The sequence below is a fragment of the Paraburkholderia bryophila genome, assembly GCF_013409255.1.
In the GTDB taxonomy this organism is placed as follows: domain Bacteria; phylum Pseudomonadota; class Gammaproteobacteria; order Burkholderiales; family Burkholderiaceae; genus Paraburkholderia.
Map to the genome: position 1 here is coordinate 2,055,525 of NZ_JACCAS010000001.1, position 18,756 is coordinate 2,074,280.

The 18,756-nt window shown below is 63.4% G+C and carries 15 protein-coding genes; 10 read left to right on the forward strand and 5 right to left on the reverse strand.

The annotated features are described in order from the left end of the window. Positions 1-144: 144 nt before the first annotated feature. From GGD40_RS09155 to GGD40_RS09180, 6 genes are all read left to right on the forward strand, one after another. Entirely contained in the window at positions 145-1,263 is a 1,119-nt protein-coding gene (locus GGD40_RS09155) for a porin (RefSeq protein ID WP_179706614.1), read from the forward strand. Positions 1,264-1,572: 309 nt separating this feature from the next. Then, entirely contained in the window at positions 1,573-2,367 is a 795-nt protein-coding gene (locus GGD40_RS09160) for a hypothetical protein (protein ID WP_179743436.1), read from the forward strand. A 27-nt stretch (positions 2,368-2,394) separates the two neighbouring features. Then, on the forward strand, positions 2,395-3,807 hold the full coding sequence (locus tag GGD40_RS09165; protein ID WP_179743437.1) for a DUF1254 domain-containing protein: 1,413 nt from the start codon (positions 2,395-2,397) through the stop codon (positions 3,805-3,807). A gap of 27 nt (positions 3,808-3,834) precedes the next feature. Then, the gene (locus tag GGD40_RS09170) at positions 3,835-4,794 is read left to right on the forward strand and encodes a SphA family protein (RefSeq protein ID WP_179706620.1); all 960 of its coding nucleotides are present in this window, start codon (positions 3,835-3,837) and stop codon (positions 4,792-4,794) included. A 262-nt stretch (positions 4,795-5,056) separates the two neighbouring features. Further along, the gene (locus GGD40_RS36885; RefSeq protein WP_257030382.1) at positions 5,057-5,692 is read left to right on the forward strand and encodes a hypothetical protein; all 636 of its coding nucleotides are present in this window, start codon (positions 5,057-5,059) and stop codon (positions 5,690-5,692) included. A gap of 238 nt (positions 5,693-5,930) precedes the next feature. After that, positions 5,931-7,016 carry a hypothetical protein gene (locus GGD40_RS09180; protein WP_257030383.1) on the forward strand — a complete coding sequence of 362 codons (1,086 nt, stop codon included), beginning with the start codon at positions 5,931-5,933 and terminating at the stop codon, positions 7,014-7,016. Between the two features lie 73 nt (positions 7,017-7,089). Here the strand turns inward: GGD40_RS09180 and GGD40_RS09185 are convergent, their stop codons facing one another. Together GGD40_RS09185 and GGD40_RS09190 are read right to left on the reverse strand one after the other, a co-directional pair. Then, the gene (locus tag GGD40_RS09185) at positions 7,090-8,163 is read right to left on the reverse strand and encodes a glycosyltransferase (RefSeq protein ID WP_179706626.1); all 1,074 of its coding nucleotides are present in this window, start codon (positions 8,161-8,163) and stop codon (positions 7,090-7,092) included. Continuing rightward, the gene (locus GGD40_RS09190) at positions 8,163-9,416 is read right to left on the reverse strand and encodes an oligosaccharide flippase family protein (RefSeq protein WP_179743440.1); all 1,254 of its coding nucleotides are present in this window, start codon (positions 9,414-9,416) and stop codon (positions 8,163-8,165) included. Before GGD40_RS09190 ends, GGD40_RS09185 begins: the two co-directional genes overlap by 1 nt. A gap of 341 nt (positions 9,417-9,757) precedes the next feature. Here GGD40_RS09190 and GGD40_RS09195 point away from each other — a divergent pair, with 341 nt between their 5' ends. Further along, positions 9,758-10,948: a glycosyltransferase gene (locus GGD40_RS09195; protein WP_179743441.1), complete on the forward strand. Its 1,191-nt coding sequence runs from the start codon at positions 9,758-9,760 to the stop codon at positions 10,946-10,948. Positions 10,949-11,135: 187 nt separating this feature from the next. Here GGD40_RS09195 and GGD40_RS09200 read toward each other — a convergent pair whose 3' ends face one another. Continuing rightward, positions 11,136-12,281, reverse strand: a complete 1,146-nt coding sequence (locus GGD40_RS09200) for an acyltransferase family protein (protein ID WP_179706628.1) — start codon at positions 12,279-12,281, stop codon at positions 11,136-11,138. Positions 12,282-12,630: 349 nt separating this feature from the next. Here GGD40_RS09200 and GGD40_RS09205 point away from each other — a divergent pair, with 349 nt between their 5' ends. Then, entirely contained in the window at positions 12,631-14,160 is a 1,530-nt protein-coding gene (locus GGD40_RS09205; RefSeq protein ID WP_179706630.1) for a hypothetical protein, read from the forward strand. After that, positions 14,157-15,377, forward strand: coding sequence for a glycosyltransferase (locus GGD40_RS09210; RefSeq protein WP_179743442.1), 1,221 nt, complete (start codon positions 14,157-14,159; stop codon positions 15,375-15,377). Before GGD40_RS09205 ends, GGD40_RS09210 begins: the two co-directional genes overlap by 4 nt. Before the next feature lie 100 nt (positions 15,378-15,477). On the opposite strand, the gene GGD40_RS09215 is transcribed toward GGD40_RS09210, so the two are convergent. Further along, a complete protein-coding gene (locus GGD40_RS09215; RefSeq protein WP_179743443.1) occupies positions 15,478-17,220 on the reverse strand; it encodes an FAD-dependent oxidoreductase in 1,743 nt (580 codons plus the stop codon). Positions 17,221-17,449: 229 nt separating this feature from the next. Continuing rightward, positions 17,450-18,070 (reverse strand): DapH/DapD/GlmU-related protein, encoded by a 621-nt coding sequence (locus GGD40_RS09220; RefSeq protein WP_179743444.1) that lies wholly within the window; start codon positions 18,068-18,070, stop codon positions 17,450-17,452. Positions 18,071-18,255: 185 nt separating this feature from the next. On the opposite strand from GGD40_RS09220, the gene GGD40_RS09225 reads away from it, so the two are divergent. Next, on the forward strand, positions 18,256-18,756 hold the full coding sequence (locus GGD40_RS09225) for a hypothetical protein (protein ID WP_179743445.1): 501 nt from the start codon (positions 18,256-18,258) through the stop codon (positions 18,754-18,756).

Sequence of the window (18,756 nt, forward strand, 5' to 3'; positions counted from 1 at the left end):
AGCACGGACATTCTTTTTTCCGAGCAAGGCAAGTCCGGCAACGCTCGACCGGACAGGCGCCCTGGCATTTGCCAGTGCGCCACCTCGCTCCAGTCCGCGCGAAAGAAGCCCGCAACAGGCGGAAATCATAAAGAGGAGACATGCATGCGTTCGATCGGCCAAAGTCTTGGCGCAATTCCATTGATGCTCGCGGCTTGCGGCGCATCCGCAGCTGAGTCCGGCGTCACGCTTTACGGCGTTGCCGATACTTTCGTTCAATACCTGGACAACGGCGGAGCCCATTCGTACTCGCTCAGAAGCGGTGGGTCCACGGGCTCGCTGTTCGGCCTGAAAGGCAATGAAGATCTGGGCGGCGGCCTGAGCGCGCAGTTCAATCTCGAGAACGGCTTCAACCTCAACAACGGGACAGGCTTCGCCGACACCACCGCGCTTTTCTATCGTCAGGCGTGGGTCGGATTGAGCGACGCGAAGTACGGTTCTCTCACGTTGGGCCGCCAGTATGAGCCGAGCTTTCGCGCGGTGTATCCGACCGATCCGTTCCGTGCCAACGAGGTGCTATCGCCGTTTTCAGCGCTGGTTCTAACCGTCGATCGAAACACGCTGTCCACGCAATACGATAGCGGACGGGCCAGCAACTCGATTCTCTATCAGTCGCCGAATCTGAAAGGCCTGCAGTTTTACGGCATGTATGCGTTCGCCTCGACAGTCACGCAGCCCGTTCCGGCGACGACCGGCAACATGCTGAATCTGGCGGCGAGCTATTCGGGCTACGGCCTGTATGCCGCCGTGGCATACGTCAACCAGCATGCGGGGCAAGAGACCCTTGCCGGTTTGCCGGCGCCATTGAGTTTGCTTGGCACCGAGCACTTTATCGGCGCACTCGCGTACCGGGTGGGCATCGTGAATTTCCAGTTCAACTATTCGTACCAGCGCGCCGAAAACGCGCCGGGTCATTCTCTGGCCGCGCTGCTTGGAACCGCGCACTCGCTCAGCACGGTGGAGTTCGGCGCCACGATCCAGGCGTCGCCCGTCGATGTGATCCAGATCGCCGGAATCGAACGCGACGTGCGTGGCGCTCACGACAACGCGCCTGGGTTTCAACTCGGTGTAGAACATGCATTGTCGAAACGCACCAGCCTTTACGGCCGCGCCGGGTACATCAAGAACAACGGCAGCTCCACGGTCAGTTGGCCAGGCGTGACGGTGAGCGAGCCAGGGACGAAGCAGACGCTCGCGGTACTCGGCATGACGCATCGGTTCTGATCGCGGCGCAGCACGTTCCGGCGTGCTTCGCCGCACTCTATAGGTTGTTACAAAATGCGTCTTTGTCAAACCCTATAGGTTTGCTAACCTTTCAGAAACAATTCGTAACGTGGTTGCTGCCCCATCAAATCTGACGCCCCGCCTGCGGGCGTCAAAGTGACTGAGAGGGTTGAACATGGCCGTTGTTGACCGGGTATTTCGCGCTTCCACTTACCAGAGCGATTCCCTTCTATCGGCCTTGCCGCCTGCTTAGCCAGCCTCTTTCCGAGGTACTCGAATTAACTGAAGCACACACCCCGACCCGAGGTGATGGTGAGACTGTCGATTCGCAACAGCGCGGTTGTTCTTCTAGGTTTTTCCATTGCATCGAGTGCGTTCGCTCAAAGCGACGCCGACGACGCCAACAAGAGCAATAACCCGCTCAATCTCGCGGCGTCGTTCAACATTCAAGACTATTACGTACCCAGCGTGCATGGCGCGATTGCGCACACCAACGACTTTCTGCTACGTCCCACGGTGCCGTTCGGGCCTAACGGCATCGTTCCCGTCCCGCAGATTTTTCGCCTGACCGCACCGGTCAGTACGCGTCCCGACCCAACCGGCGGCTACAACACGGGCCTCGGCGATATCAATCTGTTCGACATTTTTCTGCTTAGCCAGGGCGGAACCCAGATCGGCGTGGGGCCGCTCGTGACCTTGCCGACCGCGACCGACCCCAGCCTCGGCACGGGCAAATGGCAAGCCGGGCTCGCGGCCGTTGTGGTGAACGCGAGCAAGGCGAGGCTGATCGGTGCGCTGGTTCAGTGGCAGCATTCGTTCGCAGGCCAGAGTAGCCGGCCCACCGTACAGTCCCTCACCGCCGAGCCCTTCGGCATTTTCAACTTGCCCGGCGGCTGGTATATCCGCTCCACCGGCATCTGGACATTCGATCTGCAGCACGGCAGCTACTACATACCCGTGGGCCTCGGTGCGGGCAAAGCATGGAAGAGCGGCACGACGATCTACAACGCGTTTATCGAGCCGCAATATTCGGTGGCGCACTCGGGAGCGGGCGTGCCACGCTGGCAGATATTCGCCGGCCTCAATCTGACTTTCGGCAAGTAGATACGACAACTCGCGAGGCGCGAAAAAATGACGTTGCGTCCTTTACTGGTAGTGAGCGTGTTCGCGGCACTCGCCGCTTCCTGGGCTTCGCCGGGCTACACACAGACGAACGGCGCCGCGCCGCCCACCGCATTCGCGGCTTCTGCCGCCGACGCGCGTGGCATCGCCAAAGACGCGTACCTCTACGCGTATCCGATGCTCTACAACTACAAGACGTTGTACGAGCAGGCGGTGGATCCCACTGCGAATTCCTACGTCGGTGGCTTTGGCCGGTTTCGCAACTATTCGCAGCCTTATGGCCCGGAGAACAAGGACATCGTCACGCCGAACAACGACACGCCGTATTCCTGGGCGTGGCTCGATCTGCGGCGCGAACCCTGGGTGCTGACGGTGCCGGCTATCCCCGACAAGCGCTATTACGTGTTCCAGTGGATCGACCTGTTCACCTACAACTTCGCGTACGTCGGCTCGCGCACGACCGGCGACGGCGCGGGCCATTACCTGTTCGCGGGACCGAACTGGCATGGCGAAACACCCAAAGGCATCGACAAGGTATTTCGCTCCGAGACGGATTTCATCGTCACGCTGGGCCGCACTGCGTTGCTCGGACCTGCGGACGTGAAGAACCTGCAGGCGATCCAGAAGGGCTACAAATTGACGCCGCTCTCCGCGTTCGAGCACAGCGCGCCGCCTCCGCCGGCGCCGAAGCTGTCGTTTCCGAAGTGGGACGAAGCGAAGGCGACCTCGATCGACTTCATCGCCTACCTGAATTTTCTGCTGCAATTCACGCAGCCGACCCAACCCGCCGAAGCCGATTTGATGCAGCGGTTCGCGACCATCGGCATCGCGCCGGGCAAACCGTTCGATGCGTCCGCCTTGCAACCGGATCAACGCGCCGCACTCGAAGCCGGTGTCGCCGACGGCAAAGCCGCGCTCGCGAACGCGGAAAAACAGACCACGAGTTCGTTCGATCTGTTCGGTACACGGCAAGATCTCGGCAGCAACTACACGACGCGCGCCGTGGCGGCCGCGATGGGCATCTACGGCAATACGAAAGAAGAAGCGGTGTATGTCGGCACCCGTCTGAATGCCGACCGTCAGCAATTGCTCGGCTCGCAGCCTTATGTGATCCATTTCGACAAGCAGGATTTGCCACCGGCCCAATTCTTCTGGTCGATGACCATGTATGACTTGCCCGCGCGCCACCTGGTCGCGAATCCGATTCACCGGTATTCGATCGGCGACCGGACTCAAGGCCTCAAATATGGCGACGACGGTTCGCTCGATATCTATGTTCAACATGCGTCGCCTGGGCCGGCCAGGGAGTCGAACTGGTTGCCCGCGCCAGAGGGCGCGTATGACGTGATCGCGCGAATCTATGGTCCCCAGGCGTCGGTGTTCAACGGCAACTGGACATTCCCGGTGCCGCGGAAACAATAGCGGCGCCTGAACCAGAGAGGGAGTCGAATGAAAGCGCACAGTGTCCGGCAGTGGCAATGCCACACCGCCCGTCTCGCCCTCGCGATGTGCGCGCTGAGCGCGGCGCAGGCATCGATGGCGACGGAAGGCGGCGTCGGCCGTCCGATCACGGGGATGCAGGTCACACCGTACGCCGGTGTAGTGCCCCCCACCGCCGACTGGATCGTGTCCATCACGTCGATCTATTACGAGGGTTCGCTCGGCGCGAGCAAAAGCATTCCGATTGCCGGCACCGTGACGGCCGGGATCAACTACAACATCTCGTACAACCTGATCAACGCAATCCGGACGTGGGGCATTACCGCGGGCGGCTGGAATTTCGCGTCGTCGTTCGGCGTGCCGGTTCAGTACACCGACGTGTCGTCATTTCACGGACGCTTGCCGAACGACACCGCCACGCAGTTCAGCGATCTGTTCTTCACGCCGGTGGTCGCGGGCTACCACCTGAGCAAGACCGATCACATCGCGCTCAGTGTGCAGATGTACGCGCCGACCGGCGCCTATAACCCGAACCGGCTCGCCAATGCCGGACAGAACACGTGGACCTTCATTCCGACGCTGGCCTACACGAAGCTGATTCCCGCGCAGAACATCGAGTTGTCGGTGAACTACGGGATCGAGTTCTACACCGCGAATAGCGACACGCATTATCACAACGCGCCGCTCAGCGTCCTCGATCTGATGGCCGTGAAACGCTTTTCGGGTGGCTGGGGCCTCGGCGTGATCGGCGGCTACATTCAGCAACTGGGCAACGACACGGGCGGCCTCGCCGAATTCACCGGCGGCTCGCGAGGTCATTCGGTGGGTATCGGCCCGATGGTGTCGTGGTCCGGCAAGGTCAGCAAAACACCGGTGTCCGCGTCGCTGCGCTGGGTCAATGAATTCGAAGTGGAGAACCGGCCGAAAGGCAACGCGGTGCAGTTGTCGATCAGCGCGACCTTCCAGTGAAGGACTCGCGTGGCCTAGGGAATGTCCCTGGGATTTCGCGCCGTTTGCAACGCCATCTCGCCAATCTGTCTTGATTGGACTGCAGGATGGCGTATTCGCGCGCTATACAGCGCATGGTGTCGATAGCCCGAGGTGCTACGCTCAGGAAAGCAGCCTTCGCGGCCGTGAGCCGCCGTTCAGCGGCAGAATCAGCAGCCATCAGAACATACCGCGAAGCGCGATTGCCTGCGAAGGGCGAAACATCGCTGCGGGAGCGACTGCGATGAAAATCAAAACTTATATTCTAGTGACGCTGGTAGTGTTTAGCAGTGCTGCTTTCGGATGGCAGCCGCTGGTCTATCCCATTCGCAGTCAGAGCCCTTATCAGCGCAGCATCGACACCGCGACCTGCTATGCGGCGGCGAACAAGCAAACCAAAGTCAACATAGCGCACGAATCGCAGATTCCGCCGCGCCATCCTGCTGTCACCAAGACCTCATCGACCGGTGTGCCTTCGCGGCCGCCTTTGCCGCCCAGCAGCTTCTCGGCCACGCCGCCCGGCATCGGCATGCCGGCAGCAGCAAGCGCGGCCGGCGCCAGCGCACCGGTTGCCACGGCAGCGACGGGCGCGTCAGGGGCCAAGGCAAGCAACGCGACCAACGCAACTAATCCAGCGAGTTCGGCCAACGCGACGGCGGCCGCATCCGCTTCGAACGCGACGGCGATGGCCGCCAATCCGGCCTCGGCGACGAGTGCGGACAATGGCGCCTCGGAAACCGCCGCGGCGAGCGCCACGGAGGTCGCTGCAGCCTCGGGCGTGAAGCTGCCGCCGCTGCCGGCGCCCGAGCCGCCGATGACACAGTATTGGGCCGCGTATGGTGCATGCATGCAGGCGCGGGGTTACGTGGTAGCACAGTAACCCTGCTGCACGCCTCGCTGCGGAGCCTTGTTTTCCTTGATTGTGGCGCCGGCATTCGACGCCCTTTTGCGAAACGGCAATGCTTAGCGACATTACTTCCGATCAGCAGGATTATCCCCGATGCGGCCACTGCGGTGAGCCGCTAAGCGGCCGTTTTACGCGCTGTCCTTCGTGCCATGCGCATCCGGTCGACACACTCGACGCGCATCCGGCGCCGCCTCCGTCTTTGAAGATTCCGTTGGACCCACCCCCATCGACGATCGACGCGCGACTGCCCGCGCGCAGAATCTGGCGGCCTTCGTCGCGCGCGCTGGCCAATCCCTACGACGTGGTGGAAGAGCCCGTGGTCGACGCGCCAGCGCATCAGCGATTACGGCAGTCGCTTGTGATCAGCGGTTCGGTGCTGGTGGTGGCGTCCGCGGTGTACCTGGGTTTCATCCACAGCAACGACTCGGGCGTCGGACCGCCCATCGAAGTCTCGGGCAAGGTGAAGACGCAGAATGTCGTGCCGCCGATCGCGGTGGTTCAGCATCCTGCAGCGCCGCTGGCGAATCGATCGGCAGCAGTGGCAGCGCAGCGGTCCACAACAGTTGCAGCCCAGCATGCACCGGTTGTCACCGCTCAGCGCCCGTCGTCAACCGCGAGCACAAGCACGAACACGACCGCGACCGCGACGACACAGCGCCCTGCGGTCGCCACCGCCCAACGCGCGGCCGCCGCCGACACCCAACGACCGACCATCGCCGCCACCCAACGCACGCCGGCCACGACTACCCCACGCCTCACGGTCATCGCTTCGCAGCGCGCCGCGGCCGTGCGCTTGCCGCCGCTCCCTCCAGCGAATCCACCGTTGCCCGCACCGCGCCGCGTCGCGGCCGCCGCACCGGACACCCTGCGCACAGCAAGCAACACCGGCAATTCCGGCCGCAACGCCCCGGATAAATCGCGCACGGACGTCTCGCGGCATATCAAAGCCGCACGCTTCGATCTCCAGCAAAACAATCTGTCGGCGACCCGCGCGCGACTGGCCGCAGCAATCGCCGCACAACCGGATAACCGCGACGCCCTCAACATGCGCTCCACGCTCAACACGCGGGAGCAGCAACGCGACGCCCTGCTGAGCCTCGCGCGAAGTTGCGGCACGATCGCGCGCTGGACCTGCGTGCGCCATAGCGCGGGCAGTGCGCTGCAAATCGATTCGAGCAGCAAGGAAGCGCAGCGTCTCGTGATGCTCGCCGCGCGCGAAGCCGAGCCGGCGTTCACCCTGCCTGCGCCGTCCATACCCGATTCCGTGCCGGATCCACAGTTGGACAATCACCATTGATTGAGCCCGGCTTCGCAAGACCTTCGCCGCGAAGCCACGCCATGCAGACCAACACGCGCCAGCGCGCCCCGCCCTACCGCGTCGGCACCGCAAGCTTCACCTGATTGGCGATCGCCCGGTAGCGAGCCGCCGTATCCCTGAGCGTCAGACCGGTCAGCGAGCGTTGCGCCCGCGCCTGTCCCAACGCGGCGACCACGGCCTCGACATAGCAGCGCATATCTTCGGTATCGACCAGTTGCACGTTCGGAAATCCGTTGGCGAACGCGAAGGCCGGAATCCGGTTCGCCACGATCGGCACACCGGAGGCCAGCGCTTCGAGGAACGCCACGCTATGCGCCTCGGACTGCGACGGCATCACGAACACGTTCGACTCCGACAGCACACGCGCCACGTCGGTACGCGGCCCGGCGACCACCACCCGCTCGCCGATGCCGAGCTGGTCGGCCAGCGCGATCACCTCGGCCTGATACTCGGGGTCTTCGATCACGCCGTAAAACACGAGGCGCGCGTCGTCCACCTGCTTGAGCACTTCGCTGAACGCGCGCACCGTGAGCAGCTGATTTTTCACCGCGGTGTAGCGGCCAATCTGCACGACTTGCGGCGCGCAATCGCTGCGCGCCACGCTGTCTGTAAACGAAAACCGCGCGAGGTCCACGCCGTTCGGCACCACCGTCATCGACGGATGCGGTCCGATGGCCTGCACGTAATCGGTCACGCCCTGCTGCGACACGCCGATCACCACCCGCGCGCGCCCCTTCAGAAGATGTTCGACACGCCGGAACAGCGGCCGCTCGAAGTCGTTGCCCGCGGAATGCATGACGTACACGACCGGCACACGCAGCGGCAACGCGCGCGCGTAAAACGACGGAATGGTGGCGTGCGCGAAGATCACATCGGGACGGAAGCGGCGCACCGCGCGGAACAACTGCCACAGCTTGACGGGCAAACCGTGCCGATGCCGCGGGAACCAGCACTGCACGTCATGGCTCTGCAGTTCCTCGCGCAACGAAGCGAAATCGGCATGCGCGGGCAACAGCGACGCCACGCACACCGCCATCCCTTCGGCGGACTGGTCGAGCGCGAGGTCCTTCGCCAGGACTTCCGCGCCCGATAATCGTGGCGCAAGCACCAGATGAAAAACTCGCATCACGACGTCCTTGCAGTCAGCGTCCTGAATAGCATCCACGCCGCAGCGCAGCCGAGGCCGAGCGTCATCGACCAGGCAATGCCGGTCACGCCCCACCAATGCACCGCAGGCGGCGCGCTCACCAGCAGCACGACGACCTGAATCGCCGACGCATGCACGGTCGCCTTCGCATCGCCCACCGCACGCAGATACGCGACGAGCACAGCGATCAGCGCGCCGATCGCCATGTTGATCACGAGGATCCGGAACAGCGGCACCGCGGGCAGCCAGGCCGCGCCGAGAATCAGCGAGAACAGCGGCTCGGCGATCATCCTGAGCACCACGACGAACGCGGTCAGTCCCACCGCGATCGCCAGCAGATAGATCTTGATGACGCGCGACGCCGACTGCGGATTGCGCCTATGGTGCGCCGCGAACGTGGGAAACAGGTATTGCGACATCGCGATCGCCGCATCGGCGAGCAGCATCTGCGCGAGCCGCGACGACATCTGATAGCTGCCCAGTTGCGCGGGTCCAAGCAGTTTGCCGACCACCACCTTATCGAACTGATTGAGCAACAGATTGATCACGCTGCTCGCCCAGATCCAGCGGCTAAAACCGACATAGTGACCGATGCCCGACCACACCGCGCGAATCGGCGGACGCGGTTTCATGGTGGCCCAGGTCAGCGTGCTCTTCAGACTTTCGCCGGCCACGAGCCCGATCAGCACGGAAGCCGCGCCCGCGCCGAAATACGCGAGCGCGAGTCCAACCGTGCAATCGACGAACGACGCCGCCACTTCGACGCCGGCAATGTGCTGAAAGCGCCGCTCGCGTTGCACCACGTAATAGGTCGGCGAAGCCAGTCCGCGCAACAACGGCAGCAACGCGGCCAGTTGGATCAGCACGAGCGAACCGTTCAGATGGAATTGACTGCTCAACAGCGGCGCCAGCGCGACCAGCAGTAGCGAGATGAGTACACCGCGCGCGGTCAGCGTCGTCCACACCGCGCCGAGTTGCGGACGCGTGGGCGCATGTTCGCCCTGAATAACGGCCTGCGCGAGTCCGGTGTCGGACAGCGCTTCGGCAATCGCCACCGCGAGCAAGGCCACGCTCACGCTGCCGATCGCCGCCGGCCCGAGCATGCGGCCGATCGCGAGGAATTTGATCGCCACGAGGCCACGCACGGCGAACTGTTGCAGCAACACCCACGTTGCCGCACTCGCGCCGAAACTGCCCGCTATCGACACTGCCGGAAGCCTGATCGCCCGCAAGCTGTCTCTCCGTCAAAACCTGGCGCGCCCAGATCGGCGCCAGGCAGCGATAAAGGTATCGCTGCGAACGCCGCCGGCGCACAATTCATTGGGTTGCACCAGCAAGCTGGCGGGGTTTTCATCGAACTCCAGTCTCGACCTTACCGCGAGAGAATCGGCGACAACCGCCATCAGCTAGGCGTGGTCAGCCGAAGCCAACAGACCCTGGTACGTTGGCACACAAAGCGGGTCAAATTAGCCATTACCCTTACGCGGGCGATGCTAACGTTGCTCCGCTAGCGCCTCGCAACAGCCGGCGCTCAGGTACTTTTTTCTCCTACCACGCACAGGTTACCGACGCGATGGAACAAGACTACGTCCTGATAGTGGAACCCAATCTGACCGGCCATCGCTGGCGCTATGTCGAGTGGACCATGCAGGCCTGCGCGGAGGCCGGTTACCCCTGCATTCTGGTGACCGAATGCGCGAACGAAGATCATCGGCTGGCGCGTCAGATCACCGCCGCCAACCGGCCGGACCAGCAGATCGCATTCGTCGATCCTGAAGAGCAGCAGCGCGGCCGTTTACCGGATCCGAATCCGTACTGGCGCTTTCACCGCTATTTCCGGCGCGTGCATTCGATCCTCGGCCGCATGCAGAACATCCGCCTCGTGGTGGTGCCGTACGTCGACTATTTTTTCTACGCGCTGCCGTTTCTCGGCTCGCCGTTCGGCAACACGCCATGGATCGGCATCACGATGCGCGCGACGTTTCATCACCACAAGGTCGGCATCAAGGCGCCCGATCGTCCGGTCGTCAACGCGATCAAGGCGCAGTTGTTCAAGCGCGCGATTCGCACCAGCGGACTGCGTACGCTGCTGACCATCGACCCCACGTTGCCGGAATGGGCCGCGCGCTATTCGTCGAAGACCGGCGCGAAAGTCGCCTATGTCGCCGATCCGTTTCCCGATGAGCAGGCGGAAAATCCGGTGCTCGCGCGCGCGCGTCTCGGCCTCGACCCCGACCAGCGCTATCTGCTCGTGTATGGCGCAATCACCGAACGCAAAGGCATCTACGAACTGGTGCACGCGCTGACGCGACTGGAACACGCGCCGACGCTGATCGTCGCCGGCGAGCAGGACGACGTGACCCGCCACTTCATGCGCAATCACGTGCGCAGCCTGACGCCCGCGCCGCTGGTGCTCGACGAGTTCATTTCGAACGACGTCGAACGCGATCTGTTCTCCGCCTGCGACGCGGTGTGGCTCGGCTACAAGGGACACTACGGCATGAGCGGCGTGCTCGTGCAGGCGTACCGGTTCGGCAAGCCGGTAATCGCGACGGAAGACGGTTTGATCGGCTGGTTCAGCCGGCGCTGCGAGTTGGGGCCGATTCTGAGCGACCTGAGTTCCGCATCGATTGGCCGCGCGATTACGGAAACCATGACGTCGTGGCCGCATCCGCGCGAAGCCGAGCCGGCCGCTCGCGAAGACCTGCTATCGCGGCACACGCTCGGGCAATTCAAGCAGACCTTGCTGCAGCAGATGGCTTGAGTTTTAGCGCGGTTTTCAGGGCGCGTGGCGTCTTTTCACCCCGCCCAACTCCGCAACACCTCCTCCGCAAAAAAACGAGGCGTCCATCATTACGATGGACGCCTCGTCACATTCAGCCCGTCAATCTAGTTAGCTAGCTACAGCCGACCGCCACTACCGGCAATCGGCCACAACACAAACCTCTCGCTCAAGATAACTGCCCACCCGCGGGCACTTCCTCGCGCACCGAACTGCTGCGCTTTTCCGGGAACAGCGCATTGCGCATCAGTAGGAACGGGTATTCGATCGCGCGCGTGGTCACGTAACCGATAAAAATGGCAATCGCGAATTGCGCCGTCAGCGCCAGCACCCAGATCAGGCTCGGCGGGAAGCCCATCGCCGTGGTCTTGCGAATCAGCATGTCGCCCGGCGCGAGCGCCAGCGAATGCCACAAGTAAATCCCGTACGAATAGAGGCCGATCCACGCCACCCCGCGGTAAATCCACGACTCGCGCAGCGAGCCGGAATACTCGAGCACCAGCACGATCAGCGCGGCGAAACCGAGCGCCTGAATCGTATAGCCGATGCTTTCGTCGAGCGCGAGATTTTTGGTTGCGAGCACCAGCCACGCACACAGGATAACCACGCCGAGAATCAGCAGCCCCTTGCGTTTGGCAAGCTGATGATAGACAGCGGGCTTCATCCAGTAGATCGCGGACAGAATCACGCCGACGAGCAAACTGTCGATCCGATACTGCGTGTAAGCGAACGCGCCATCCAGATCGCCACCCGCCACCGCGAAGCAGCGCGCGGTCAGCACCACCGCGCAAATGCCGGTCAGCACACCGACAATCGTCCATGCACCCAGCTTCCAGCGCGCAAACAGCAACAGCAGCGCAGGCAGCACGAGATAAAAGTGTTCTTCGACCGCGAGACTCCAGGTCTGGGTGATCGAGGTCCCCAGATAGTTCTGCAGGTGGGTCAGGTTCTGAACGAGGAAGGTATTCCACGGGTGGCGTCCGGCCAGCACATGGAAAGCAATCAGCACGTAGTAAGCGGGCCAGATGCGGAAAATCCGCCGCACGATAAAGCGTCGCGCATCCACATGGCCGGTCTCGGCGTATTGGCGAAGCAACAGGCCGCCCACCAGAAAACCGCTCAGCGTGAAGAACAGATTCACGCCCTCGCGGCCGAAATTCTTCAGCGGATATTCGATGACCTGGATCAGGTAATTGCCGGTGTGGACCGCATGAAAGTGAAATCCCATCACCGCGATGATCGCGATGCCGCGGACGAAATCGAGTTCGATCGCCCGTCCCCGTGTCGTAGGCCGCGCCCCGCCGAAAAATTTCATATTTTTCCCCTGTCATCTGGTGCAAGCGATCCCGCACTAGGGCATGGCCCTTTTTGCATCTTCCGTGGCTGCGTCCGCGTGTGCGCGCCAACTTCAAGACATTGGAAGACAACCTGAGCCGATGTGCACGTCTCTTGCCGCAACGAACTTGCATGCAACCCAAGTAAGCGCCAAAGCGCCAACGGGGGTCTATAGAAAGGCACTTGCCGCCGTCGCCAGAACCCAGGCAATCGACGACGAATGCGGTCCAGGTAACTAACGTATTGGGAGATTCCCGCACAATGGCCCGATACGTGACCGTCCGCTGCAGACGGACGGCGAAACGACGGCGACGGGGGAGGGATCAGCAATGCGCCATCAGTATGCAACGCCCTGGATATGGATTTTTCTGCTTCCGCTTGCGTGGGACTACAAGGCCACTGACGCCAATGTCGGCCACCTCGCACAGTTCGTGTTCGTGGTCCCGGCGTTCGCCGCCGGGCTCGCGCTGTTGCTCGTCGCACCGCGCTTTCGCGAGCGCTCGCGGCTACGCTCGGTCGTCACCGCCAGCATGCTGCTGTGCGTGTTCGGCAGCGTGGTGGCCCAGTTCGTGCAGGATAACGACGTCGGCAACTACCTGCGCACGCTGCTGCCCTTCGTGCTGTTCCTGCTCGGCTACCTCGTGGCGTGCCGGCCGTGGAGCGAATCGCGCCTCTCCCAGTTCGAACGTGCACTGTTCGTCGCCAATCTGATTAGCGCCGTGTTCACCTTCGTCTACGGCATAGCGACCAGCGGCGATCTCGAGGAAGTGCGCTACCGCATCATCTCCGTGACATTGCTCGGTTTGCAAGCCGTGCTGCTGCACGAATTCGTCGTGGCGCGGCGCTTCTCGCTGTTCAACGTGAGCGTGTTCGCCGGCACCGTCGTCGTCGAGTTGCTGAGCGTGACCCGCAGCCTGCTGCTCGGCACCGTGCTGCTGTTCCTGCTCGCCGTGGCGCTGAGCGCGCCGACGCTTCAGCACATCTGGCGCGCGTTCGGCCGCAGCATCGTGGTCGGCGTCGTGCTGGCCGCGATAGCCGGCGTCGCGGTCATCAGTTTCCCGACCGTCGCCGAACACTGGACGCAGCGCATTTTCGCGTCCGCGGAAACGGAGTCGGGCAAGGATCCGACCACCATCACGCGTCTCGCGGAAATGCGCGACCAGTACGATCAGGTGATGGAGTCGCCGTCCACCGTGTTATTCGGCGAAGGCTACGGCCACTATTACCGCTACTCGCCGGCCTATCTGCCGGATCTCGCCGGACAGATCTCCGACGAAGATTTTTACGCGATCCACGAATGGGCCGCCGGTCACAATTTCTGGGTCTACCAGTTCTTCGCGGGCGGACTGCTGTTCGGCATCGGCATGCCATTGGCGACGCTGGCGGCGCTGGCAATCTGCTTCTTCTCGTATCGCTACTGGCGCGCGGTGGTGCCCGACGCGCCGATGCTGCCGGTGCTGGGACGCGCCATCATGCTGTTCGCCGCATTGCCGGCCACCTCGATCGGCGGCAATCCGCTCGGACCGCGTTTTTCAGGCCTCGTATTCGGCATCGCGCTCGGCCTGATGATCGCCACGCACTCGCGTTTGCAGCGTGCGTTGCCGGCGCGCGTGAGACGCCCGCGCAGACCGCCGCATTGGCGGCCGGGCGTGATGCCCGATCTGCCTGGTCGCATCCAGCCCGGCATGGGTCGTGCCGACCTGCCCGCCGCGCTCGGCGCGTCGCGCGGCTCTAACGACTCACGCGACACCCGCGACGCTCGCGACACCCGCGATACCCGCGTTTCGCCCTCATTCGGCGCGCTCGTGCCCCACACCTCGCCGACGCCAGGCGCCAACCGACCGACTATCGCCCGATGAAAATCCTCCATCTGCTTGCCAGTGTCGATCCCCGCGCGGGCGGTCCTGTCGAAGGCGTGCGCCGTAGCGGTATCGCGATGCAGGACGCCGGTCACGACATCGAAGTCGCCACCTGCGACGCGCCCGGCGACGCCTACCTCGCCGCGTTTCCGTTCGCGGTGCACACCTTCGGTCCGACGCAAAGCCGCTATGGCCACAACCCGCGTCTCGCGCCGTGGCTCGCCGCCAACGCGAAACGCTTCGACGCGGTGATCGTGCACGGTCTGTGGCAATACCACGGCTTCGCGGCATGGAAAGCGCTGCGTAACAGCGAGGTGCCGTATTACGTCTACGTGCACGGCATGCTGGACCCGTGGTTCAAAGAGACCTATCCGCTCAAGCACATGAAGAAGTGGCTGTACTGGCCGTGGGCCGAGTACCGCGTGCTGCGCGATGCGCACACCGTCATCTTCACGACGGAAGAGGAACGCACGCGCGCGCGTCAGTCGTTCTGGCTGTATCGCGCGCATGAGCGGATCGTGCCGTTCGGCACGACGGTGCCGCCGCTCGACGCCGCTCCGATGCGCGAAGCGTTCCTGCAAGCCGTGCCCGGCCTGCGCGGCAAACGCATCGTGCTGTTTCTCGGCCGCGTGCATGCAAAGAAAGGCTGCGATCTGCTGATCGACGCATTCGCGCGCGTCGCCGGCCGCGACCCGGCGCTGCATCTGGTGATCGCCGGTCCCGACGAAACCGGTTGGGGCGCGACGCTGCGTGCGCGGGCCCAGGCGGCCGGCATTGCGCATCGGCTAAGTTTGCCCGGCATGTTGCAGGGCGATCTCAAGTGGGGCGCATTCCATGCGAGCGACGTGTTCGCGCTGCCCTCGCATCAGGAAAACTTTGGCGTGGCGGTGGCCGAAGCGCTCGGTTGCGGACTGCCCGCGCTGATCTCCGACAAGGTCAACGTGTGGCGCGAAATCGAAGCGGACGGCGCGGGCCTGGTGGCGCCCGACACCGTCGACGGTACCGAGAAGAATCTGTTGCGCTGGCTCGATCTCGACGACGCCGCGCGCGAACAGATGCGTGCGCAAGCGGCTCGCACGTTCAACGCGCGCTTCCGGATCGAGACGATGGTGAGCGCGCTGACGGCGCTGCTGGAAACGAAGGGCGCGCCTGTCGATGAGCGGGACGACTCGACGCCGCTCGCCACGCTGTGCGAAGCGACACAGCAAAGCCGCTGAATCGGCTTATAAAAAACACGGCCGAAAAAAAGATGGCGCGCTCAATGCGCACCATCTTCGTTTCCACCCTCACCCGACCCCACTCAACGTCACGAAGGCGTCACTGCTCCTTCATCAACGACGTCAGCGTCGACGCCGCGAGCGGCAGCGCCTCGACCTGCGGCGGCGTCGCCTGAATCGACATCATTGCGCTGTTGGCCGCGTCCGCCCGCATGTTGCCGACGATATCCGGAATATCGAGCTGACGCACCAGATGACCGGCCAGCCGCAACGACAACGCGGCGATCGTGATGGTCGGGAAGTTCGCGCCGACCGTCGGAAACACCGAACTACCGCCCACGTACAGATTGCTGATCCCATGCACCTTGCAATCGCGATCCACCACGCCTTCGCGTGGCGAATCGTGCATGCGCGTGGTGCCCATGTGGTGCCACGTGCCCTCCAGCTTCGTCGGCCATGCGCGGCCTTCGAGCGGCGTGTCGAGTTGCACGTCGGCGACACCGGCCAGTTGCAGCTCTTGCGCGAGCAGCGCAAAGGTTTTGTCGAACGTGCGTCGCACCTGGTCGCCCAGATGCCATTCGACCCGCACGCGCGGCATGCCGAAGCGATCGCGTTTATCGGCCGACAGCGTGACGCGACTATCCGGATCGGGCACGGCTTCGACGATCGCCTGCAGCGTCACGTCGGTGATCAACGCCGGCCATTGCAGCAAGCGCGTCAATCCGTACCCGACGGTATCCAGCGGATGCGCGATCATCGTCTCGATGTCCCGCTTCAAACTGCGCCCGGGCTGATCCTTCTGCAACAACGCTTCCTTGCAATGGATCAGCGCTTCCGAACCCGCGCTGCCTTCGCCGTACCATTTCGAATAGAGCCACACGCGGGAATTCAGCAGCTTCTCGCGCGCCATCCATTCCTGCTTCGGCGCGAACTGCGACGAGATCTTCGTGCCGTGCGCCGACACCGCGGCGTTCTGGTAGTGATACTTGATGTCGTACAGCTTGTTGCGCGCGTTGCCCGGCCGGAAGCGGACCTTGCCCGACATCATGCGCGGATGATCCATGAAGTAGCGGCCCACCAGATCGTTTGCATTGCCGAGGCCAGCCGCCTGCACGTCGTTCGACGCGAGCAGCAGACGCGCGTTTTCGATCCCGCCGGTCGCCAGCACGAAAATCTTCGCCTGCATCGTGAGGCGGCGGCCGCTGATCGTGCCGACTTTCACGCCGGTAATCGTGGTGCCGTCGGCGTTGGCGTCGATGTTCAACACGTTCGCATGCAGATACACGCGCACCCGCGACGATTGCGACAGCTCGTCGCGATACACCTTGCCGAAGCGCACCGGCGGGCTGAACTGCGCGACCGTGTCGCGCATGTCGCCGGTCGAGAGCGGCAAGCGGCGCACGTCGGGACGGCCGATCTCGCGTTCCCAGTAAGCGGGGTCGAAATTCTGCGGGCCGAGCTTCAGCAGTTCGTGCGTGCGCGCGTAGTACGGCGCGAGTTCGTCGAGACCGAACGGCCAGCCGCTGTGCGCGATCCAGTCGCGCTTTTCGAAGTCCCACGGATCGAGCGGACGGCACCAGCCACCCCAACAGTTGCTGCTGCCGCCGAAGTAACGGCTGCGCGAGCCATCCGCGAACGAGTACGGCAAGCCCGCGTTCTCGCCGCGATAGAGGTCGCGCGTTTCGTCGTCGGGTCCGAAGCCGCCGCTCTCGAGCATGCAGGCGTCCACGCCCGCCCTCGACAGTTCGAGCGCCAGCGTAATGCCGGCTACGCCCCCACCGATAATGCAGACCGTCGTCTCTATGACCGTGTTCTGAGCAACCGTACGAGTGTCGATGAACATCCCCTGCTCCCGTCTTCTTCATGCATTTCCGGCGTGCGTCCCTGGCGCTTGCCGACCCGCCCGGATCGGCCAAGCAGACTCACGCGCGCGTCGCGCCCCGGTGCCCGTCAGCTTCGCCGCGGGCGTCGACCGGACGGCATCGGCGTTCCCATGGCGGCGCCCGGTATGTTCCGGACAACACGACTTCGGCCTCCTCAGCGTAAAAACGCTGCGGTTCTATGTCTGTGGTTCAGGTCACGGAAGTAAACCGTTTCCGAATGAACCGGCACGGATTGCCGCCATACACGCCCTCGGCTTCGAGCGAACGATGCACGACCGACAACGGCGTCACCACCGCCGAACGGCCGATCGTCACGCCCATCTGCACGACGCACTTCGAGGTGATCCACACCCCGTCTTCAATGACGATCGGCGCGACCTGCAAATCCATCGTAGTGCTCATATCGTGCGAGCCGGCGGTCAGGAACGTGCCTTGAGAAATGCAGACGTTCGAACCGATGCGGATCGGCGCCTGGTTGTAGATCCAGACGTCCACACCGAACCAGCACTTGTCGCCCACTTCGAGATTCCACGGCGCCTTCACGCGGATCGGATGCACGAACCGGCAACCGTTGCCGATCTTCGCGCCGAACAGGCGTAACAGCGCGACGCGCACCGCCGACAGCGGCAGCAGTTTGTTGTTGATCACGCACGCTTCGAGCACGAACCAGATCAGTTCGATCAGCGGGCCGCGCGCCGCGCGATAGTTGCCTTTTCCGGCCAGACTCAGGTCGATGACACGGCCTGTTTCGTGCGCCTCTTCGGCTTGCGGAGCACATCCGATCTGCGGATCGTCGGCAACGTTACCCATCAGCTTTCTCCGAACCACGAACGGTGGTAAACAGATTGCAGGCCACACTGCAATTTCCTTACATTATGTTGCGGCGCCTTGCGCGACTTGGTGGCGTGGCCGTGTGGGCAAGCGTTTTGGCGGCTACGCGCGGCATGGATGGCGCACGATAGCTGTACCGTGACCGCATCACCCGGGGAACCACAATGAACAACTCGCTTCGGCATCCCGCCACCTGGCTGTTTCTCGCTCTCGCCGCGAGCGCCGTGCCGGCACTCGCGCTCGCGCAGAATAATGCCGCCCCGCCCGCGCCGGCCGCTAACGCGGGCACGGCGTACGGCACGCTCCCGCAGGCGCCCGTCGATCGCCGCGCCAAACAGCGCACCAGCGAACAAACCCTGCTCGGCGCACCGCGTCCGTACGGCACCGCCGACATGCAGCAAGGCGATACGGACGACGCTCAACGCACCGCGCTGCTCAACGAACAACGCATGACCGTGCTGGGTGGCGGCCAAGGCGCGCAACCCGCACTTGGCAAGGGCAACGGCAAGGCGCCCGCGCCCGGCGCCGCGCAACTGCGAGTGGCCGACCAGGCGGGACCGCAACTCAAGGCAGCCGACGGGCTGACGCCCGAAGGCGCCGTGAAGAACACGTACGCCGATCCGTACGCAACGGGCAAGCACGCCGTCTATCGTTCCCCGTGGTAA

Bases quoted from the DNA above. Each gene is read 5' to 3' on its own strand.
- GGD40_RS09170 (WP_179706620.1), top strand. From the start codon at position 3,835: ATGAAAGCGCACAGTGTCCGGCAGTGGCAATGCCACACCGCCCGTCTC.
- GGD40_RS09205 (WP_179706630.1), top strand. From the start codon at position 12,631: ATGCGCCATCAGTATGCAACGCCCTGGATATGGATTTTTCTGCTTCCG.
- GGD40_RS09215 (WP_179743443.1), bottom strand. From the start codon at position 17,220: ATGTTCATCGACACTCGTACGGTTGCTCAGAACACGGTCATAGAGACG.
- GGD40_RS09165 (WP_179743437.1), top strand. From the start codon at position 2,395: ATGACGTTGCGTCCTTTACTGGTAGTGAGCGTGTTCGCGGCACTCGCC.
- GGD40_RS09195 (WP_179743441.1), top strand. From the start codon at position 9,758: ATGGAACAAGACTACGTCCTGATAGTGGAACCCAATCTGACCGGCCAT.
- GGD40_RS09220 (WP_179743444.1), bottom strand. From the start codon at position 18,070: ATGGGTAACGTTGCCGACGATCCGCAGATCGGATGTGCTCCGCAAGCC.
- GGD40_RS09155 (WP_179706614.1), top strand. From the start codon at position 145: ATGCGTTCGATCGGCCAAAGTCTTGGCGCAATTCCATTGATGCTCGCG.
- GGD40_RS09185 (WP_179706626.1), bottom strand. From the start codon at position 8,163: ATGCGAGTTTTTCATCTGGTGCTTGCGCCACGATTATCGGGCGCGGAA.
- GGD40_RS36885 (WP_257030382.1), top strand. From the start codon at position 5,057: ATGAAAATCAAAACTTATATTCTAGTGACGCTGGTAGTGTTTAGCAGT.
- GGD40_RS09160 (WP_179743436.1), top strand. From the start codon at position 1,573: ATGGTGAGACTGTCGATTCGCAACAGCGCGGTTGTTCTTCTAGGTTTT.
- GGD40_RS09210 (WP_179743442.1), top strand. From the start codon at position 14,157: ATGAAAATCCTCCATCTGCTTGCCAGTGTCGATCCCCGCGCGGGCGGT.
- GGD40_RS09225 (WP_179743445.1), top strand. From the start codon at position 18,256: ATGAACAACTCGCTTCGGCATCCCGCCACCTGGCTGTTTCTCGCTCTC.
- GGD40_RS09200 (WP_179706628.1), bottom strand. From the start codon at position 12,281: ATGAAATTTTTCGGCGGGGCGCGGCCTACGACACGGGGACGGGCGATC.